The 18,409-nt window shown below is 56.6% G+C and carries 15 protein-coding genes; 4 read left to right on the top strand and 11 right to left on the bottom strand.

Annotated elements, in window-relative coordinates:
• Positions 1-390: 390 nt before the first annotated feature.
• Together BY454_RS06420 and BY454_RS06415 are read right to left on the bottom strand one after the other, a co-directional pair.
• A complete protein-coding gene (locus BY454_RS06420; RefSeq protein ID WP_258075582.1) occupies positions 391-1,401 on the bottom strand; it encodes a sodium:calcium antiporter in 1,011 nt (336 codons plus the stop codon).
• Positions 1,402-1,465: 64 nt separating this feature from the next.
• Positions 1,466-2,896, bottom strand: a complete 1,431-nt coding sequence (locus BY454_RS06415) for an alkaline phosphatase D family protein (RefSeq protein ID WP_308471494.1) — start codon at positions 2,894-2,896, stop codon at positions 1,466-1,468.
• Positions 2,897-3,565: 669 nt separating this feature from the next.
• On the opposite strand from BY454_RS06415, the gene BY454_RS06410 reads away from it, so the two are divergent.
• Together BY454_RS06410 and BY454_RS06405 are read left to right on the top strand one after the other, a co-directional pair.
• Positions 3,566-4,528: a hypothetical protein gene (locus BY454_RS06410; protein ID WP_104415981.1), complete on the top strand. Its 963-nt coding sequence runs from the start codon at positions 3,566-3,568 to the stop codon at positions 4,526-4,528.
• A 189-nt stretch (positions 4,529-4,717) separates the two neighbouring features.
• Positions 4,718-5,362 carry a NirD/YgiW/YdeI family stress tolerance protein gene (locus BY454_RS06405; protein ID WP_104415980.1) on the top strand — a complete coding sequence of 215 codons (645 nt, stop codon included), beginning with the start codon at positions 4,718-4,720 and terminating at the stop codon, positions 5,360-5,362.
• An 85-nt stretch (positions 5,363-5,447) separates the two neighbouring features.
• Here the strand turns inward: BY454_RS06405 and BY454_RS06400 are convergent, their stop codons facing one another.
• Genes BY454_RS06400 through BY454_RS06390 form a run of 3 tightly spaced genes read right to left on the bottom strand, consistent with a single transcriptional unit; the run spans position 5,448 to position 9,997 of the window.
• Positions 5,448-5,756 carry a circadian clock KaiB family protein gene (locus tag BY454_RS06400; protein ID WP_219820613.1) on the bottom strand — a complete coding sequence of 103 codons (309 nt, stop codon included), beginning with the start codon at positions 5,754-5,756 and terminating at the stop codon, positions 5,448-5,450.
• Positions 5,753-7,465, bottom strand: coding sequence for an ATPase domain-containing protein (locus BY454_RS06395; RefSeq protein ID WP_104415979.1), 1,713 nt, complete (start codon positions 7,463-7,465; stop codon positions 5,753-5,755). The genes BY454_RS06400 and BY454_RS06395 overlap by 4 nt, the downstream gene beginning before the upstream one ends.
• Before the next feature lie 45 nt (positions 7,466-7,510).
• Positions 7,511-9,997, bottom strand: coding sequence for a sensor domain-containing protein (locus tag BY454_RS06390; protein WP_219820612.1), 2,487 nt, complete (start codon positions 9,995-9,997; stop codon positions 7,511-7,513).
• Positions 9,998-10,208: 211 nt separating this feature from the next.
• Here BY454_RS06390 and BY454_RS06385 point away from each other — a divergent pair, with 211 nt between their 5' ends.
• Positions 10,209-11,837: a BCCT family transporter gene (locus BY454_RS06385; protein ID WP_104415977.1), complete on the top strand. Its 1,629-nt coding sequence runs from the start codon at positions 10,209-10,211 to the stop codon at positions 11,835-11,837.
• Positions 11,838-11,908: 71 nt separating this feature from the next.
• Here BY454_RS06385 and BY454_RS06380 read toward each other — a convergent pair whose 3' ends face one another.
• The 6 genes from BY454_RS06380 to BY454_RS06355 all read right to left on the bottom strand — a co-directional run bounded on the left by BY454_RS06380 (position 11,909) and on the right by BY454_RS06355 (position 16,750).
• On the bottom strand, positions 11,909-12,565 hold the full coding sequence (locus tag BY454_RS06380) for an ABC transporter permease (RefSeq protein WP_104415976.1): 657 nt from the start codon (positions 12,563-12,565) through the stop codon (positions 11,909-11,911).
• Positions 12,565-13,512, bottom strand: a complete 948-nt coding sequence (locus BY454_RS06375) for an ABC transporter ATP-binding protein (RefSeq protein ID WP_104415975.1) — start codon at positions 13,510-13,512, stop codon at positions 12,565-12,567. Before BY454_RS06375 ends, BY454_RS06380 begins: the two co-directional genes overlap by 1 nt.
• A 20-nt stretch (positions 13,513-13,532) precedes the next feature.
• Positions 13,533-14,720, bottom strand: a complete 1,188-nt coding sequence (locus BY454_RS06370; RefSeq protein WP_258075581.1) for an ABC transporter permease — start codon at positions 14,718-14,720, stop codon at positions 13,533-13,535.
• A gap of 3 nt (positions 14,721-14,723) precedes the next feature.
• Positions 14,724-15,632, bottom strand: a complete 909-nt coding sequence (osmF, locus tag BY454_RS06365; protein ID WP_104415974.1) for a glycine betaine ABC transporter substrate-binding protein OsmF — start codon at positions 15,630-15,632, stop codon at positions 14,724-14,726.
• 82 nt (positions 15,633-15,714) lie between these two features.
• The gene (locus tag BY454_RS06360) at positions 15,715-16,407 is read right to left on the bottom strand and encodes an SDR family oxidoreductase (RefSeq protein WP_104415973.1); all 693 of its coding nucleotides are present in this window, start codon (positions 16,405-16,407) and stop codon (positions 15,715-15,717) included.
• A 139-nt stretch (positions 16,408-16,546) separates the two neighbouring features.
• A complete protein-coding gene (locus BY454_RS06355) occupies positions 16,547-16,750 on the bottom strand; it encodes a CsbD family protein (protein WP_104415972.1) in 204 nt (67 codons plus the stop codon).
• 222 nt (positions 16,751-16,972) lie between these two features.
• Between BY454_RS06355 and BY454_RS06350 the strand changes: the two genes are divergently transcribed.
• Positions 16,973-18,253, top strand: coding sequence for a cation:proton antiporter (locus BY454_RS06350; RefSeq protein WP_104415971.1), 1,281 nt, complete (start codon positions 16,973-16,975; stop codon positions 18,251-18,253).
• The last annotated feature ends 156 nt before the right edge of the window (positions 18,254-18,409 follow it).

The raw sequence follows: 18,409 nt of genomic DNA, 5'->3' as shown, positions 1-18,409 counted from the left end.
CGTTTGGCCCAACTTACCCCAAAAACAGAACGGCCTCTGTGCGCTAACGCACCTGGACAGGTCTGTCTTGGTTCGCGCACAGACAGCCCCAACGCTTCAAAAGACGATAATTTTTTCTACGCTATGTGGCCCAGCGTACAGACCAGGCAACGCTGGTACCTCAATCTAGACCTTGATGAGGCAATGGAGCGGCCAATACACGGAGTTGCATCATCCGCCGCAAGGAACGCGGCGCAACCAAAATTGCAGTTTCTGGGAAAGGTAATCTCTCATGAACAACATTGTTTATATCGTCGGCGCAGTCGTTATCGTTCTAGCAATCCTTTCCTTTCTTGGTTTTCGCTGAACCGAGGCGGGTTGATTAGCGCAACTCGGAATTCACCGAATTCCTTACGTGCTGGGCGGAAAATTGACAATCAGGTTGGTCAGATCGACCGACTCCAGCCCCATCCACACGACAAACACCCCATACATCACCAGCAAGCTCCAGGATTCTTTACGGCTTAAAGTCATATCAGTCCGCATCATCAGGAACAGCGCCAGTGTGGCCAGGGTCAGAACAGCCATCAGTGGGGCAGCGACAGAATAATTGATGACGGCACTTCCGGCGATCAGCACGCCAATAGGGATACAGCAGAGTAAATCAAAAATGTTGCTACCCAGAACGTTAGCGGTGCTGGTTATGCCTCTGCCATGACGCGCAGCGCGAACCGATACGAAGGCATCAGGAATCGAGGTTCCTGCGGCTACGATGGTAATGCCCCACAGGAAGCTTGGAGTGCCCAGAATATCGCCAAAGTTAACGGCTGCCCTAACCAATCCCTCGACACCGATTAGAATCAACACCAGACCGCCAGCCAGACGCCCCCACTCTCTTCCGGGGCGAATGTGCGACACGTCCTCATCGGACTGATAGTCCATGGTGTCCTGGTACTGAACAAATACGTAAATCCCATAAAGCGCCAGCGGCATGATCGCAAGCCAACGGGTGAGCTCACCACGCAGGACTCCACCCGCCGCTTCAACCGGGTTGTAAATCACCGCAAACGAGAACATCAGAAGCAGCGCGGCCACGGCGATCATGTAGAACTGCGCTTCTTTATAAACCAGATCCCGATTGGTCATTAACTGATCTTTGGCAACCAGCCCGCACAAGGCAGGTATAACCATGATATTAAACAACGCTGAACCTACGATGGCCGCAACGCCCAATTCGAATTCGCCATGCACCAACGTGGATACCACCACTGTCGCCAGCTCTGGAAAACTGGAACCGATAGCCACAACAATCGCGCCCTGAACGATCTCCGGCAGGCGGTAATAAAGAGACAAACGCTCGCTGGCAGATTCCAGCAGACCACTGCCCTTCCAAACGATTCCCGTGCCTATGACAGCGACCACGGTCCAAACTAGCAGTTGTAAAATACATCCTCCCGATAGCCGGCTTAGAGGGCCAGTTCCAGGTTCATTGGTCGCAATCCGGCTGAGGGAATCGTGTTCCGCCCGAACGCGAATTCAGTTGTTCTATGTTAGTCGGCGATCCTTCCCTGTCCAGATCCACCACGCCAATACCCGCATTGTTCCAGAGCCTCTCCCCTGCTTCGCGGCCCTCTGGCAGTCGGGGCGTCACGCGCATACGCCGTCGCTTGGTAAACCAATTGAGTGGTGACCAGGGTGCATAGAGCCATCGATTCATCCGGTCCAGCCACTCCAGAAGCGTGTGGGGAAACTCGTTCTTGATTCCACTGCTGGTAATCTGCCAGATTCTGGGCTGATCCGGCCGATGCCGAAGGCGCACATCGTAGGCGAAGGAATAGTGAACGTCACCGGACAGTATCACGAAGTTTTCCGGCGTACGGGAATGCCGGAAGATGTTCAGTAACACGCTGGCGGCACCGCGATGGGCCATCCAGTTTTCGGCATCAACCACCAGAGGTTTGCCAAAGAAGGTAAACACCTGCTGGATGGTTTCAATCAGCTTCACACCGAACATGGGGGCCGGAGAAACCACGACCACGGCCTTTTGGCCAATGATTTCCTGCTGAAACTCAGTCAGAGCCTCCCAATCCATCAGCCCTGATGGGCGGGCTCGATTAAGCTCGCTTCGCCAGCGGCGGGTGCGTGAATCCAGCACCACGATTATGGGCGATGTCTTCAGCGTGTAGTGCCAGCCCTCAAACTGCAGGAGATCATCAATTAACGCATCCTGGCGGGACGGACAGTAAACAGCGCCCTGTCCAGCCGATTCCGACAACGCCTGGATGGATGGCAGGATGTCATCGAAGGCGTCGGGGTTATTACCCCACCCCTGGCACAGCAGATAGGCAATCAGCGCGTTACCCACGATGCGACGGGCGAAGGGGTGCTCATAGGTTGTTGTCTCCCATAGTGCCGATAGGTTCCAGTCATCGGTGATGTCGTGATCATCGAAAATCATATAGTTCGGAATGTGGGCAAGTGCTCGTGCAGCACGGGGCAAGCCGCTGACAAACTCATCTATCGCTGCGCGCTGCTCCAGATAGGTATTGGCGTCCCCCGCGCTCAGAACTGGTTGCTTCATGTCGACCAGACGCCAACACACCGGCGACCAGACCAAAAGGTACATGGCCATGACTTCACTTAGAGAGATCAGATGGTTGTGCGCATTGGCAGTGCTGAATACCGGTTTCCTTACCCCGCCGAAGAATCGCTCGATTAAAGCCTCATTGCTACGGACATCCGGCAACAACTTCTCGCGGTGAAAATAGGTATCCGGGTTATCCCGCAGCTCCTTGCTGTCGTTGACCAGGCTGCCGTTCAGCGCTTCGTCGTAAAGCCCCAGGCAGCCAATCAGCTCATGGATGGCCCGAAGCATGGGACCTGCAACATCGTCGGCATAGATCTGATCACCGGTCATGAGCATAAAAGCCGGACGTTTGGCGCTATCCTCCTGAGTCTCTTGAAGCAACTCGTCGGCTCGTACCAATCCGTCAGCGGCAAAGGAATGGGGCCTGCGGCAGGATCCATGAATAAGCCGCTCCAGCCGATCCTTGATAATAAAGTCCGGCCGGCTTTTCCCCGACATGTAAAGGTGTGGCGCCCAATCCGCTATCCAGGACTCTTGATGGTGTTCCGGACCGCTCGAAGCTGGGTCAGAAACACCCAGGTCATATTCAATGCGGGTATTGAGAGGCAAAGCATCGTCCAGAGTGAGATCGATCAGGTGTAACCAGGCCGAAGTGCCAAAACGAACCCGAGTGACTTCCTCTGCCGTCAGAATCCTGTCAAAACACGGCTCATCATACGGCTCCTGGTAAAGTCGTATGCGTACCGTCAGCGATGAGGAACCTACAAGCCAGATCGTTACCCTATCGGAAGTAGTGTGCCTGAGAATTGGCCCCGCCAATACTGGCGGCAAAGACGATAAAGACCGCTCACTCATTGATTTCCCCCAGCACACCTTGATGGTTTATCAAAACACCCATTCTCCCAGCCAGGTCCAGTGTTTCCATAAGGACCACCAAATCCTTTACCCTTTTTGAAACCTTCCCAATACATCCTGTGAATATGGGACAAGGAGACCGACATGGCCGAAAAGCCGCTCGATATTCAGCGCCTTGAACGCTACAGCAGCATGCAGACTGAGTACACCCTCGCGATTATTACAGACGAAGATCACGCTTCCGAGGTAGAACTTGAAGATGGCCAAACAGCCTGGAAGTCCACCCTACGCTTCGACAAACTCTATCGCGAAATAGATCCAGACACGGGGAAAGCCTTCTACAGGCTGGAAGAAATCCCCGAAGAGCAAGGGGGCGAACATCATCTAATCAGCCTGATTGCCGAAGGTGGCCGAGGTGCGGAGTTCTCCGAACTCGTCCAGTTCGGCGAGCGCTTGGTCACCTTCGACGACCGAACGGGGCTGGTATGTGAAATCCGCAACGACAACCAATTGGTGCCCCGCCATATCCTGATGACAGGCAGTGGCGACGAGAAGTTCAAGGGATTCAAGAGCGAATGGGCCACCCTCAAGGGCGATGAAATGATTGTCGGCAGCCACGGAAAGAACGCAAAAGAAGAATGGATCAAGGTTCTGAGTCGAAACTATGGCCTGGAGAGCATCAATTGGCACAACCACTATCAGCGCATCAGAGATGCCCTAAATGTCGGCGACCAGGGTTACGTAACCCATGAAGCCGCAGAATGGCACCCCTATCGCAACTGCTGGCTGTTTTTCCCGCGCAAAATTTCCCAGACACCCTTTGAAGAAGCCATCGACGAGAAGGAGCGCGGCGGCAATACGCTTATTATTGCGAACGCCGACTTCACGGATATCAAGACACTGGAAATTGGCCAGCGAATGCCCGAGCGTGGGGTATCGTCCTTCAAGCTGATTCCCGGTCGAACCGACGAATGCATCGGTCTTAAAAGCGTGGAAATCGGAGATCGTACTGAAACCTACCTGTTCTGTTTCGACCTGGAGGGCAACGTATTGCAGGACGATACATTAATAGGCCGTTATAAATGTGAAGGAGTGGAAATCCTCTGAAGCCGGCTATTAGACGGATTTCACTGCAATCTTAATAATGCGCAGCAATATTGCCTCAAAGTGAACGGGTATTAATAGTACTTTAAATTGCGGAATCTGTTATTAGCGTTGTGAACAGAGGCAAAAGATGTAGTGCATGAAAACATTGCCCGAATTCATACACCCCGAGATCAAAAAGGAGATCGGATTATGAAACGCACAACCCTTTCTCTCGCAATCGCTTCAACTCTTGCGCTAGCGCCGGCCGCCGCTCTGGCTGAGGAAAGCCCGTATCTTGCTGCGGATGGCTCATGGATCACCCTGAGCGGGAAAGTGACGAGCACCACCGCAGACAGCTTCAAGCTGGACTATGGCGAGGGCTTGGTCACAGTTGAAATGGATGACTGGGACTGGTTTGAAGAAAGCGGGGAAGTGTTGCCAGGTGACGAAGTCACCGTTTACGGCGAGGTAGACGACGATACTTTTGAATCCGCCAAGATAGAAGCCAACAGCGTCTATGTCGATAACCTTGGCACTTACTTTTATGCCAGTGACGCAGATGAAGAAAGCGTCAACGACCTTGATATCGCTCCAACCATCGATCTTGGTCAGATTGTCCTGACTGGCACGGTGACCGGTGTTGACGGCTCGGAGTTTACTATTGATTCCGGCGACCAGAAAATGACGGTAGATACTGCCTCTATGCCTTACGATCCCATGGATGACGAAGGTTACCAGAAGATTGAAAAAGGCGACCAGGTAACCGTTACCGGGGATATGGAAACTGACACCCTGGAGGCTGCCGAACTGATGGCGGACAGCGTCGTTACACTTGACGATGACAGCAGTTCTTAATAGCTCCAGCCCTACCAGCCCCGCCCAAGGCGGGGCTTTATCTCGCCCGGTTCGTCAACGGCACCGGAGGACGTCCTGCAAGCTTCTAATCGTAGTTCAGATCCGACAGAAACTGCTGCAAGCGGTCAGTTTCGGATAAATCTCCGTAGAGCACTGACACATCACCGCCTTGGCCCACTTTCATCAAAGCCGGTGTGGCAAACACAGAGTGCTTAACCCCCTCTTTGGGCTTTTCCAGCAAGTCGATCTCATGGGGCTGGATATCATCACGCCCGACTTGCTCCAACATCCGAGCCAAGTTCACCCGAGCGCGCTGGGAGCGCGGTGCGGTACCGGTAACGAATAGCAACAGTACCGGCATGGAAAACTCCGTTGATTCCGCACGACGACTCATGACAGATCTCCTTCATCAGTACCCTTATGCACCGAGGGTATTTCGCACTCAGGATCACGGCGTTCTCTTATTTTGCTGCGGTAAACCTGGGCTAATGACTCTGCGTCGGCCAGTTCCTCTTCTTCCAGTTTTAACTCGGCCTCAAGACGGCGGCGCTCCTGTTCAGCAAGCTCCATTCGTCTCTCCAGCTCCAGTCGACGTTGCTGGTGCTCCAGCTTTTGCCGACGTTCCTTCAGGGCAGCTTCATTTTCCATAGCCACTCGGGCGGTACCCATCACAACATCGGTACCCAGCTCGTAAACATCAGCCAGGTCAATCCCGGCATCCGAGAGCAGCAGTTCACGCTGTTGATTGGAGTGGGCCGATCCTCGTGACTTGATGATCGATAAAGAACGGTTTCGCTCACCGGCGCGGACGTTGTAATCAAGAACCATCCAGCTATCAGCAATGGTCGAGACCTGCCCCCGGGTGGCCTCTCCTTCCGGATCCTGCAAACCAGTCAGCGATGTAAGTACGGTGGTGATACCCCGTCGCCGGACCAGATCCATCAGGTGCTCGGTCACCATGCAGGCTTCTTCCGAAGCCGTTGCCTTGAGCAACGCGGAGACCGGGTCAATGACAAGACATTGAGGCTCGAATTCATCGAGTAGCCGGCGCAGAGCAAAAAAGTGCTCCGTAACCTGCGACGCATGAGCTGAAAGACTCACAAAACGTAGCAACCCGGCTGTCATTGGGCTGCGCAGATCAACACCCACAGACGCCAGATTGCGCACATAAGGGCCCGCGAGCTCGTCAAAACTGACGTAAAGGGTACGCTCACCGCGCCGGCAGGCGGCTTCGGCAAAATGGGCCGCCAGCGTACTTTTGGCAGTGCCGGGGCGGCCGGAAATCAACAGGCTGGATCCCCGGTAAACGCCTCCATCAAGCAACTTGTCCAGCTTGGGAATCCCGGTGCTGACACGTTCGGTGCTTGCTGTGGCATCCGCCCCCGGCAACGGCTCATGGAAAGGGAACTCGATGCCATCATCGTCCATAATCATCGGCAGCTCATCGGTGACATGCCCGGAGCCCCGGAACTTGGCAATCCGCAGGAAGCGTTTGAGTTGATGATCACACACCTCAGCGGACAAGATCAGGGTTGCCGACAGCAAAAACTCAATCCCGTCCAGATGAGCCGGAGTCATACGACCACCATCGGTTTTTCCGGTGAGCAGCAAGGTCCAGCCCCGCGCCTCACAATGATCGCTGATGCGACGAACCTGTTCGACGGCAGCCCGCTGACTGGGCTGGTACTGTAAAAGCTGGTCGATGCCATCAAACACGATCCAGGTTTCACTGGCATCCTCCACCGATGCGCCAACCACACTGAGAAGCCCCTCGATGTCGAACTCGCCGGCCACCTGTGCATCAGGGTGCGGGCGGGCATCAATCAGTTGCCATCGCTCAGAGCCAAGCAGCTGCCCGGCCCAACTGAATGAGCAGGCATCACGCTTCACCTGGGCCGTCGATTCCTCAAAGGTGACAAACACAGCCGATTCGCCGCGTTCAATGGCATTCGCCAGAATCTGCAGGCCCAATACAGTCTTGCCGGCTGCCGCCTGACCCAAAACAAGGGTGGCCTGACCAGACGGCAGACCACCACCGGTAACACTGTCGAGACCTGGAATGCCGGTTCTGCGTTTTTGGAGTTTTGTTTGTTCTGGGTCCACTTTAAGCACCTTGTAAGTATCGACAACGATCCCTGGTTATTAACTCTAATGCCTGCCGAGCGGCAGCAGACTGCGCTGTTCCAACAGCCAGCAAAAATCTTCTGCCTCCAACGGCATACTGTAGAAATATCCCTGACCAGAGCGGCAGCCGATAGCCAACAGGGCCTGAACAACCTCGTCCGACTCAATGCCTTCGGCAATAACCTCTGCATTCAGCGCCCTGGCCAGCATCATTACCGCTTCAATAATATTACGGTTGAAGGGGGCGTCCAGCATGTGAAACACGAAGCCCTGATCAATCTTGATTTCATCGAACGGGTATCGTTGCAGGTATAGCAGCGAAGAATACCCCGTACCAAAGTCATCCAGAGAGAGCCACACCCCCATATCTCGGAGTTCGCACATCTGTGCCAGAAGCACATTGGACTCCTGCTCAAACACACTTTCAGTGACTTCCAGTGCCAGCTCCTGCGGCGCCACACCACATTCCTCAAGCACAGCACGCACCTGACCGGCAAAGTCACCCATCTGGAACTGCACCACGGATACGTTGACGGCGACACGCACGGGCTGCAGACCCGCATCGCGCCACTCCCGCAGGTGCTGACAGGCACGGCGCAATACCCACTCCCCGATAGGCGCAATCAGTTGGCTTTGCTCTGCAATGGGGATGAAAACACCGGGCGAGACCAGGCCCCGTGTTGGATGATTCCAACGAATCAGCGCTTCGCAAGCAATAAGCGTCCCGGTTGCCAGATCGACCTTGGGCTGGAAATGCAGTTCAAACTGGTTTTCGGCAATGGCCTGTCGAAGTTCACGAGTCAGTGCAATGCGCTGTTCATCCTCTTCACGCAGGCGATCACTATAAGCAACCCACGGTTGGATGGCTTCGGAACCATGCCGGAAAAGAGCCCGCTCCGACTCTCGCAGCAGATCTTCAACCGGGCGAGCACGCTCTCCCAAACGCGTGTAACCAAGCCTAACCCCGATTTCAATCACAATACCGTCCAGCTCGAAAGGGGCCAGCAGCGAATCGACCAATCGTCTTAACTCAGCTTCCAGCGCTTCCGAAGACTCGGGAAGCAAAAGCAGGGTGAATTCATCACCCCCTAACCGGCCCGCCAGATCGGGCTCCTCCGATTCCTCCTGCAGCCGTCGGGAAAATTCCGCAAGCAACTGGTCGCCAATCTCATAGCCATAGGCGTCGTTGATATTCCTCAGCCCGATAATGTTTATCACGGCCACGGCCGCCGACGATTGCCAGCCATGCGTTTCCATGTGATGCTGCAATTGCCAGTTAAAGCCGAGCCGTGACTGAAGGCCGGTCAGCCGATCTTCAAATGCCATTCGGCTCAGTTGCTGCTCGGCCTCCTTGAGGGCGGTTATGTCCTGTTTGATCGCGACATAATGAGTGATGCGCCCCAACTCGTTCTTGAGTGGCGAGATAACCTCGGATTCCCAGTAAGGCGTGCCGTCCTTGCGACGATTCTTCAGCTCCCCTTTCCAGATCCGGCCAGAACGAATGGTGTCCCACAGCTCCCGATAAATGGTTGCGGAAGTATCTCCGCTCTGGATAAGCGCAGGAGTTTTGCCGAGGAGCTCACCCATTGAGTAACCAGAGAACTGCTCGAAGGCGGGATTCACATACTCAATGTGGCCTTCGAGGTTGGTAATCGCGATCGCTGCCGGGGCCTGCTCCACGATATGAGACAACCGGCGAAGTTCTGCCTCTTTCTTCCGCTGTCCGCTAATATCCTGAAAGGCTCCCTGCACCTGGGTAATACGGCCCTTCTCATCAAACACGGGCTCGCCCACCTCGCGTACCTGCAGGGGCTGCCCCCGGGCATCGATGATCTGCAACTCTTCGTCGTACGGCGTCCCTTTTTCGACGCATTCATTGAACACAGTGCGGATGCGTTCGCGACATTCCGGAGCGTAAAACGACAGCGCCTCACTGATCGGCGGAGCGTAGCCATGCGGCATGCCGTGCATTTCCGCAACCACGTTTGACCACTGGATCTGACGGTTTTCCAGGTCCACCAAAAAGCCACCAAACCGGGTAACCGTGGCAGCCATGTCGAGCAGATCCGCCTGGCGCAATAACTCGCTTTCAATCTCGCGGGTTTCGGTGACATCGGCAATAACCGCACCAATGCACTTTTCCAGACGGCCTGGCACATTAATCGGGTAGTAACGGATCAGAAGCTTGCGGGGACCGAGGCGACGGTATTCCCGTTCAGCCTCGTAGCGCTGGGTTACACCGGTCAGACAGCGATCCATTCTGGGCTGGACAACCGCGCGGAAATAGTCTGCGCCAAGCACCTCAGGGACACTGAGTCCACGCATGCCTTCACGCTTGAGGTCATGCCAGTCGCGATAAGCCTTGTTGGCCCAGATATAGCGATAGTTGGCATCAACTATGGCACAAAGATCTTGGGTAACCTCCAACAGCGCATCGACCAGGCCTCCCAGGTCACCAATAGTGTCATGGCTTAACGTCTTGTTATCCAATGAACCTGAACCGTCAACCAAAAGGAGGCTCTCCAGCCGATAAAAAAGCATTGAGTTATATTTGAATGTACTACACCAGTTGCACGTCCAATTCAATGCCACTGATTGGGCACCTTAACAGTCAACCGGATTTTATGTCGCTTTTATCGGGCAACCGCACTTGAACGGACCGTTTTCTTCAAGCAGCATCCCCCTGCGGTCGACCCTGACAGAACACAAATAAGGAGCCTGAATGGAGAACAAGCGGCCAGGTGCAGTCTTTTACATCTCACTGCTCATTCTAATCGGATTTGTTACAGTGGGCGCACTTTATCCCGAGCGCCTGGCAGCAAACGCCTCGCAAGCACTCGGCTTCACCACGGATCACTTCGGGTGGCTCTATCTGTTTGTAACCACCGGTTTTTTGTTGTTCTGCATTGGCGTGGGCCTGTCGGATTACGGCCACATCCGCCTGGGCGCCGACGGTGAAAGCCCCGAATTCCCCTACCCGGCCTGGCTGGGCATGATCTTCTCCGCCGGTATGGGCGTGGGGCTGGTATTCTGGGGCGTGGCCGAGCCGATGACCCACTACAACCAGCCACCGCTGGGCATGGCGGAGCCACAAACCCCTGACGCCGCCAGCCTCGGCATGCGCTATTCGCTGTTCCACTGGGGCTTTCATCAATGGGCAAACTTCGCCCTGGTGGGGCTGGCTATCGCCTATGTACGATTCCGCCGTCAACGGCCGGGCCTGATCAGCGAGGCGTTTCGGGCCACCATGGGAAATCGCGTAGACGGCGCATTTGGTCACGGTATTAATATCCTGGCGGTGGTTTCCACCGTTTTCGGTGTTGCCACCACGCTCGGGCTGGGGATTATCCAGATCAACAGCGGCCTGGGTTCGGTGGCCGACGTCGGCTTCGGGAGCACCCAGCAACTGGCCATTCTCGGCGGTGTTGCCGTCATCTTTTTACTGTGCTCACTGATGCCCCTGGAGAGCGGCGTTCGCTACGTCAGTGATGCCAACATGGTCCTGGCGGCCGCCCTGCTATTGTTTGTTTTCGTCATTGGCCCGACCGATTTCATCACCGCCGCCATGACCAACGCCATTGGCGAGTATTTCAGCAACATGATCGGCATGAGCCTGGTGATGACGCCATACACCGGCGAAGACTGGGTGGAGCGCTGGACCATCTTCTACTGGGCCTGGGGGCTGTCCTGGGCACCGTTTGTAGGGAGCTTTATTGCCCGAATTTCCCGCGGGCGCACCATTCGCGAATTCATCCTCGGCGTGATCGGCATGCCGGTGTTACTGAGTATTGTCTGGTTCGCTACCTTCGGTGGTTCGGCTCTCTTTTATGAGATATTTGAGAATGGCGGCATTGCCGCCTCGGTCAGCAAGGAAATCAGCTCCGGGCTGTTCCATATGCTCGAATTCCTGCCCTTCGACAACGTGACCGGCCCGCTGGTGCTTCTGCTGATCATCCTGTTTGTGATCACCTCGGCCAACTCCGCCACCTTTGTCCTGGGCATGTTTACCAGCCATGGAACCATCACCCCAAAGCCGCTGATGCGAGTGCTATGGGGTGTCGTGCAGGTGATGGTGGCCGGAGTTCTGTTGATGAGTGGTGGGCTACAGGCGCTGCAAACCATCTCCATCGTCGCGGCGTTGCCGTTCATGATATTGATGATTTTCATGGCGGCTTCCTTGCTCAAATCCCTTAGGGAAGAAAAAAGGCAGGCCGAATTCCATGAGGCCCTGCAACGCAGCCGGATGGAGCGCATGCTGGAAGAATACGAGGATGCAAAAGCCAACGCAGATCCCGATCCGTGGAACGCGCCAATAGAGCAGCCCAAGGACTACGTTGACCATACACTCTAGTGTCCCGTCTGGTTAATTCATTGACCAGACGGGACACTAGTTGGCCAACGAAAGGGTAAAGATACCGCGTTTCACGACGCCGTCACGGAAGGTGATAACCGGCGGTCCCAGGACCGCTGGATCGCTTCAAACAAGCTGTCGGTGGTCAGTGCCAGCAGGCCAATCAGGATGGCCCCTTGCAGCACATACGCCGTATTACCGTTGACCAGCCCGGCAATAACCGGGTCGCCCAAGGTCCGGGCACCGATGGTGGAACCAATCGCTGCCGTGGCAATGTTGATCGTAACGGAGGTACGTATGCCAGCAAGGATCACCCGCCCGGCCAGGGGCAGTTCCACCTGCAGCAGTACCTGCATCGGCGACATGCCCATACCGCGTGCGGCCTCGCGCACGGCCGGATCCAGCCCCTCCAGCCCCGCCAGGGTGTTGCGCAGGATGGGCAGCAACCCGTAGAGAATCAGCGCCACCACAATAGGTGCTTCGCCAAACCCCAGGGCCGGCACTGCCAGCGCCAGCACTGCCACCGGCGGAAAGGTCTGGCCAATAGAGGCGACCTGATTCACCAGCGGCAGATGGTTCTGCAGCAGGAACAGGAAGCTTTCCCGCTTGTAGATCACCCCCTGCTTGTCCGGTTGCAGCCACTGGAACAGCGGCTGAAGGGTATCCATTCCCACACTCAGGCCGCACAGCAGCAATGCCAACAGCAGCGGTGGCAACCAGATCCGCATCAGGCGCCTCCCTGCATCAGGCGTTCACGGGTGACAAAGCCAATCTCCTGGCCATCGGCATTCACCACCGGCACCTGTTCAGCGCCCTGCCAGAGCACAATCGACAACGCCAGTCGGGCGCTGTCGTCTTCTCTGACCGTGTCAACGCCGGGCTCCGGATGACGAGAATCTCTATGGGCCGTCATCACTTTTCGCACCGACTGCAAGCTCATCAGCTTCAGGCCACGATCCTGCTTGCCGACCAGGTTTTCCACAAATTCAGACGAGGGGTCGCGGAGAATGTTCTCCGGCGTGTCGTGCTGAAGGATGCGGCCCTGGTCCATCACGGCAATGCGAGTAGCCAGCTTCAGGGCCTCATCGATATCGTGGGTCACGAACACCGTGGTTTTCCGTACCTGGCGTTGGATTCGCAGCATCTCCAGCTGCAGGTTCTCCCGGGTGATGGCATCCAGGGCCCCGAAGGGTTCGTCCATCAAGAGGATATTGGGGTCAGCCGCCAGCGCCCGGGCCACGCCCACCCGTTGGGCCTGACCACCGGACAGCTGCTGCGGGTACTTGTGCGCGTGGGCCTGCGGGTCAAGATCCAACAGTGTCATCAACTCGTGCACCCGGGCATCTATCCGCTCTTTCGGCCATTTCAGCAGGCGCGGCACCATGGCGATGTTGCGGGCCACCGTCCAGTGGGGAAACAGCCCTGTGCCCTGGATCACATAGCCCATGTTGAGCCGGAGCTGCTCGGGGTTCATGGTGGTAATATCTTCACCATCCACCAGGATCTCCCCTTCGCTGTGGGGCAGCAGGCGGTTGATCATCCGCAAGGTGGTGGATTTGCCACAGCCGGAACTACCCACCAGCACGCAGACCTCCCCCGTCTCGATGGTCAGGTTGATGTTATCCACGGCAACCGTCTCCCCAAAGCGCCGCGTGACATTTTTCAGTTCGATCATCCAGACACTTCCTTCTTCCTTCAGGCCGTTGCCGGGGTGGGTTTGAGACTGGCTGCCAGCATGGTTAGCAAGGCATCCGCCAGCAATGCCAGGGCAATGGTGGGCAAGGCACCAAGCAACACCAGATCCATCGCTGCCTGCCCCAGCCCTTGGAAAATGAACGAGCCAAAGCCACCAGCGCCGATGAGCGCCGCCACGGCGGTCAGGCCGATGGCCTGAATCGTGGTGATGCGCACCCCCTCGATAATCACGGGCAGCGCCAACGGTAGACGAAGTTGGAAAAACAGCTGCTTTTCAGTCATGCCCATGCCCCGGCCGGCGTCGGCCAGGCTTTCCGGCACTTCGGTAAGCGCAACAAAGGTGTTGCGAACCATGGGCAACAGGCTATAGGCAATCAGCGCCAACAGCGCCGGCGCCCAGCCTATTCCCCGAATGCCCATGGCCTGTAATACCGGGAAGGCAGATGACAGAGCACTAAGCGGAGCGATTAACAAACCAAACACCGCCAGGCTCGGAATGGTCTGCAGGAAACTCACCAGTGCCAGGATGGGCCGTTGCCAGGCCGGGCTGCGCGTCATCTTCAGGGCCAGCCCGAAGGCGAGGCAGGCACTGATGGAGACCGCCCCCAACGCCAGCGCCAGGTGTGTATAAAGGGCCTGCTCGAATTTGCCCGGCCGGGCACTGAATTCCCGAACCAGGGAAAGACTTTCCAGGCCATCGCCGCGAAATAGCAACAACCAGCTGCCACTTAGCGCAACCAACAGAAACAATTGCAGCCAGTGGCCGGTCCTCAGCCGTCCCAGGACCTCAATCAGCATCAGCGAAAGTAAAAACAGCAGGCACCAGAACCCCGCCCCGATTGAAGAGCGGGCATAGGGAGCGTCCGCCGGAAGATGACGACCAGCGAACACTTCCAGCAGCAGTGGCAGCGCTGCCAGTGAAGCCCCGATCAACCCCAGAAGTAGCAGGTAGCGCTTCGGGATTCGTGCTATCGACAGCAGTATTGCGCCAGCGAGGACAACAGTGACCACCGCGGCCCCGGGCCAGCCAAGCGCCGACCACAGGCCGTGGCCAGTGCCTGAGACAATGCGGTTGGGCTGAATCACGCCGAAATCGAGGATCCAGACCAACGCCAGGGCAAGCAACCCCAGCGCGGGGATCACCCGATTAGGACGGTCAGCGATGAAACCGGAATGCGGAACCGACAAACCTCAGTCCTGGCCCAGGCCATCCAGATAATCCCGCGCCACTCGGCTGGCCGGCACGCCATTGACCGCGACCTGGCCGTTCAGGCGCTGCAGGGTTTCGAGGTCCAGGGATTCGAAGATGGGCTCAAGCACCTCCCGGATCTCCGGGTAGGTCTCCAGCACCTCCGCCCTCACAATCGGCGCTGGCTGGTACACCGGCTGCACGCCCAGGGTGTCTTCCATCACCTTCAGGTCGAGTGCGTTCAGGCCACCGTCGGTGCCGTAGGTCATGGCGCCGTTCACGTCGTTGTTGTTGAGGGCCGCCGCCCGCAGGGTGGCTGCAGTGTTACCACCAGAGAGAATCAACAACTGGTCAGAGTCCAGTTTAAAGCCATAAGCCTCCTGGAACGCCGGCAGCGCGCTGGCCGATTCCACAAACTCGGCACTGGCCGCAAACTTGAAGGTACCACCGTTATTGATATACCGGGCCAGGTCTTCGAGGGTATTGAGGTTGTGCTTCCGGGCCAGATCGCCCCGCACGCTCATGGCCCAGGTGTTATTGGCTTCGGCCGGGGTCAGCCAGACAATGTTGTGGGCTTCCCGGTCAAGACGGGCAGCCTGCTCGTAGGCCTTGTCGGCGTCTTTCCAGATATCCCGGTCAGCCTGATCGTGGAAGAAGGCGGCATTGCCGGTGTATTCCGGGTACAGGTCGATTTCACCGGCCTTGATGGCGTTGCGCACAATGCTGGTCCCGCCCAACTGAAGCCGGTTTTCGACCGGCACACCAGCATCCTCCAGGGACTGCAGGATCATCTGGCCCAGCACGGCGCCTTCGGTATCAATTTTGGATGACACCACCACCGGGTCGGCCGCCATGGCCTGACCGGCGAACAGCAGGACGGTGATTGCCGCAGCGCGGCGGAAACAGGACATTAAAGGCACAGCCATTCCTCTTTGTTGTCGATTCGGATCCGTTCACTTTCAGTCTATGGGACACCCGGCCCAGCGCAAGGCTTTACTCAATTTCCGGTGTTGGCCTGACCAGAATTTCGTTCACGTCGACATGGGCCGGCTGGGCCACCGCGTACATGACCGCGTTGGCAATGTCTTCCGGCTTCAGGGCGTGGGCCGGCGGTTCATCGAAGAACGGGGTGTTCACCATGCCCGGTTCAATCAGCGTGACACGGATGCCCGAGCCTCGAAGCTCCTCACGTACGCCATAGCCAATGCCGGACACCGCCCATTTGGTGGCACTGTACATGGAGCCGGGAATGGTCACGCGGCCCGCCGCCGAGCCAGTCAGCAGTAGGTGCCCACGGGTTTCCCGAAGCGCCGGCAAGCAGGCCTGGATGGTGAGGCCCACGCCCAGTACATTGGTGAGAATCATGTCTTTCCAGACCCCCGGATCGGCCTTGCTGAAACCACCCGGTTCGCCACCACGGCCGGCATTGGCGAAGACCGCATCAATCTGCCCGAAGGTATCAAGCGCCTGGCGAACCATCGCTTTCTGGTCGCTTTCACTCTGCACATCACAGCGGACGGTCAGCACGTTTTCCTCGCCACCGAGTTCCTGCTGCAAGCCAGCCAGTTTGTCTTCCGAGCGGGCGGCCAGCACCAGGCGGTAGCCTTCCCGAGCGGCGGCTCGTGCGGTTTCGGCACCAATGCCCGATGAGGCACCGGTGATCAGCATTACGGGTTTCTCCGGCATGCTCCCTCCTTGTTTCGCTGACTTACGTTTTTTGCTGACTTATGCCAGGCTACGCTGCCGGCGGCTCTCCCGATCACCCGACAGCGTGTGCCCCCACATCGCGAATTCCATCGTGTCACGGGCATTGAGAATCGGCGTATCAGTGCTTGGTCGACTTTTCAAAGTCTTCGATCTGCTTTTCGGCCTCTTCTTTTGAAAGACCGTAGGCCTGCTGAATCTCGCCTGCAAGCTGATCGCGCTTCCCGTCAATCTCGGTCAAACGGTCATCACTGAGCTTACCCCACTGTTGCTTTACCCTAGCCTTGAGTTCTTTCCAATTACCAGCAATGGTGTCTTTGTTCATTTTTACTCTCCTCTGGCCTTCCCGCCGATTAGCGGAATCGTTGGCGACTATCAACGACACAAGAAGCATTGCGCCGTTAACCGCTAATACTGCCCTTTAATCAACTCCGTGTCTGTTGGCTATCAAACACACGGAGACACGTGGGCAAGCGCACAGAACTCACCCCGCTTTTCTGTCAGCTTCCAGAACCATTCTGCATTGGTTAATACGGAGCGAATAACTGTGTCCACCGCTGTCTGGTTTATACTGATCGGAGCCCTGCTGGTGACTATGGGGCTACGCACGTCCATTCTTCAGCGCTTGAATCTGACACCATCTCTTGTCTACCTGGCTATCGGACTCACCCTCGGCCCCTCGATTATTGGCGTTTTCCATTTCAACCCGTTGAAACAGGCTCATTTACTGGAAATTCTTGCCGAACTTGCCGTTCTTTTGTCGCTGTTTATTGCCGGTATGAAAATGCCCATTCCGTTCCAGTGGCGGGAATGGCGGGCAACAGTGCGCCTGGCCTTTATCTCCATGACCCTCAGCGTCGCCCTGACTGCGGCTTTTGGCTACTACGTGCTGTCGCTACCCTGGGGAGCGGCCATCTTACTGGGAGCTATCCTGGCCCCCACCGACCCGGTGCTGGCGACGGATGTCCAGGTTCGACACATGGGGGATACGGACCCATTGCGATTCACCCTGACAAGTGAAGCTGGCATGAATGATGGCAGCGCTTTTCCGTTTGTCATGCTCGGCTTAGCCATGCTTGGCGCGCCGGCCGACGTCGAGATGATCGGGGGCTGGATCCTGAAGGACGTTTTGTGGTCCACCGCGTCCGCCCTGGCTGTCGGGCTCGCGATGGGGCGTTTATTAGCCGAGGTTATACAGAAGCAACACCTTCACAACGCCGAGAACCGGTTACTGGACGATTTCCTTGGCCTGGGATTGATCGGTCTGGTCTATGGTGCCTGCCTCCTGATCGATGCCTGGGGGTTTCTGGGCGTCTTTGTCGCAGCCATTTCGCTTCGTCAGTCGGAACTGAAACTGGCCCGCCCCAACGCGTCCATCATAAGCCCACGGATCATCACGACAGTGCCGGCTGATGCCGAAAACCACAACCCAGTCCCCAGCCAGGTATCCGAAGGTTCGCTGTTATTCAAGGAGCCCCTGGAGCGCTTGTCCGAGCTCGTGCTCGTCCTCCTGCTGGGCGGGATGCTTTTTCTCGACTCATGGAGTTTCAGGGCCGTCGGCCTGGCATTGTTCCTGTTCATAGTTGTTCGCCCTGTCAGCGTTTTTCTGGGCCTGCTTGGCTCTGGCACACCATTTCGATTGCAGATGCTGGTCGGCTGGTTTGGTGTACGTGGTATTGGCTCGCTCTATTATCTTATGTTCGCTGTCGCCTTTGGCCTGCCAGAGGGCCTGGCACTGGAGTTCATCCACATCACGCTGGTTGTCGTGGTGCTCTCAATCATCATCCATGGACTGACGGTGAAACCGATGATGTCGAAATGGTGGTAATCCCTTTTCAGCACCCTGTGTGCGCTTACGAACAGACGCAAGGCAGGCCAAGCACCGATTCTAAGGCATAGCGTTCGCATCCGCAGACCTTTCACAAAGGTCTGATGCGGCATCGTTCGTGCCAACCATGTCATGGCACGTTCCGCACATAAAGCC

Origin of the sequence: Marinobacter persicus, from assembly GCF_002934325.1 — a bacterium.
Classification (GTDB): Bacteria; Pseudomonadota; Gammaproteobacteria; order Pseudomonadales; family Oleiphilaceae; genus Marinobacter; species Marinobacter persicus_A.
This window is presented reverse-complemented; position numbering and strand designations above follow the sequence as displayed.